At 69.7% G+C, this 1748-nt stretch carries 2 protein-coding genes and 1 pseudogene; all 3 read left to right on the top strand.

Annotation, left to right across the window (positions count from 1 at the left end):
• Positions 1 to 517, top strand: a 517-nt coding sequence (gene nadC / locus NKF06_RS20510; RefSeq protein ID WP_253246451.1) for a carboxylating nicotinate-nucleotide diphosphorylase, incomplete at its 5' end; no start/stop codon positions are given.
• Positions 518 to 580: 63 nt separating this feature from the next.
• Positions 581 to 1378 (top strand): orotidine-5'-phosphate decarboxylase, encoded by a 798-nt coding sequence (gene pyrF, locus NKF06_RS20515; protein ID WP_253246452.1) that lies wholly within the window; start codon positions 581 to 583, stop codon positions 1376 to 1378.
• 90 nt (positions 1379 to 1468) lie between these two features.
• Positions 1469 to 1748: pseudogene (locus NKF06_RS20520) on the top strand (J domain-containing protein); the annotation flags it as partial.

The raw sequence follows: 1748 nt of genomic DNA on the forward strand, positions 1-1748 counted from the left end.
CTCTGGGGTCGCGACCACGACCCGCGAAGCCGTCGACGCCGCCCGCGAGGTTTCGGACTCGGTTCGGGTCGCCGCGACCCGGAAGACCACGCCCGGCCTCCGCGGCGTCGAAAAGCGGGCCGTCGTCGCCGGCGGCGGCGACACCCACCGGCTCACGCTCTCGGGGATGGTGATGGTCAAGGACAACCACGTCGCAGAACTCGGGCTGGAGGAGGCGGTCCGCCGCTTCGCCGAGCGAAAGTCGTTCGCGACGAAGCTCGAAGTCGAAGTCGAGACCCCCGAGATGGGCGAGCGCGCCGCGGCCGCCGGGGCCGACATCGTCCTGTTCGACAACCTCTCGCCCGAGGCGGTCCGCGAGGGCGTCTCCCGACTCCCCGAGGGCGTCATCTCGGAGGCCAGCGGGGGCATCACGCTGGAGACGCTTCCCGCCTACGCCGGCACCGGCGTCGACGTGGTCTCGATGGGGTGGCTCACCCACAGCGCGCCGAGTTCCGACTTCTCCTTCCGGACAGGCTGAGCGGGGCAGTCCACCCACGCCGAAGGGAAAACCCCTTACTGCCGGTCGTCGCACTCGCGGGCAATGGGCTTCTTCGACGACCTCCGCGACCGCATCGAGGCGACAGACAGCGTCGTCTCGGTCGGCCTCGACGCCGATATCGACCGCATCCCCGACCACCTGCTCGACAAGGACCTGCCGCGCTGGGCGTTCAACCGCCGCATCATCGACGCGACTCACGAGCACGCCGCGGCGTTCAAGCCGAACGCGGCGTTCTACGAGGACGAAGACGGCTGGCGCTCCCTGCGCGAGACCATCGCCTACGCCCACGGGAAGGGCGTGCCGGTCCTGCTGGACGCCAAGCGCGCCGACATCGGTAACACGACGCGCAAGTACGCCGACCTGCTCGACGACGCCGACGCCATCACGGTCAACCCCTACATGGGCCGCGACTCCATCCAGCCGTTCCTCTCGCGGGCGGACAAGGGCGTGTTCGTCCTCTGCCGCACCTCGAACCCCGGCGGCTCGGACCTCCAGTCGCTCGAACTCGATTCGGGCGAACCCCTCTACGAGCGCGTCGCCGCACTCTGCGACCTCTGGAACGAACACGGGAACGTCGGCCTCGTCGTCGGCGCGACCGGTCCCGACGAACTGGAACACCTCCGCGAGCAGGTGCCCGACCTGCCGTTTCTCGTCCCCGGCGTGGGAGCGCAGGGCGGCGACGCCGAGGCCGCCGTCGAGTTCGGCCTCGCGGACGGCGTCGGCCTCGTGAACTCCTCGCGCGGCATCATCTTCGCCGGCGAGGACGACGGTGAGGACTTCGACAAGGCCGCCGGACAGGCCGCAAAGCGCCTCAAAAAGCGGCTGAATCAGTACCGCTGAGTCGGCGCAGACGCTCGATTTTTCCGGCCGCTCCGTCCGGCTGTCGCTGCCCGGCGAGACGTTTACCACCGTGCGACCCTAACTGCGCCCGTGGACCGAGACCGACTTGTCATGGGGCTCGCGGCAGTGTTCGCGGGAATTACCATGCTCCTCGTCGTGTTGGCGTTCGCCTACCGACAGCTTCTGTTGCTGTTCGTCGCCGTCCCCTTCGGCGCGACGACGTACTTCATGTACGCCCACGTCAGCGGACGCCTCGAAGAGCGGTTCCGCAGGACGCGCGTCCGCGCCGACGCCGGCCGCGGCGGGTTCGGTTTCCGGTCGGAGCGACGGCGAGGCGACCGCCGGGAGACCGGTGGCTTCGGTGCGGGTC

This window comes from Haloferax sp. AB510 (assembly GCF_024136985.1).
In the GTDB taxonomy this organism is placed as follows: Archaea; Halobacteriota; Halobacteria; order Halobacteriales; family Haloferacaceae; genus Haloferax.

What these genes read in the sequence shown, in the direction of transcription:
- pyrF (WP_253246452.1), top strand. Translation starts at nt 581, where the DNA reads ATGGGCTTCTTCGACGACCTCCGCGACCGCATCGAGGCGACAGACAGC.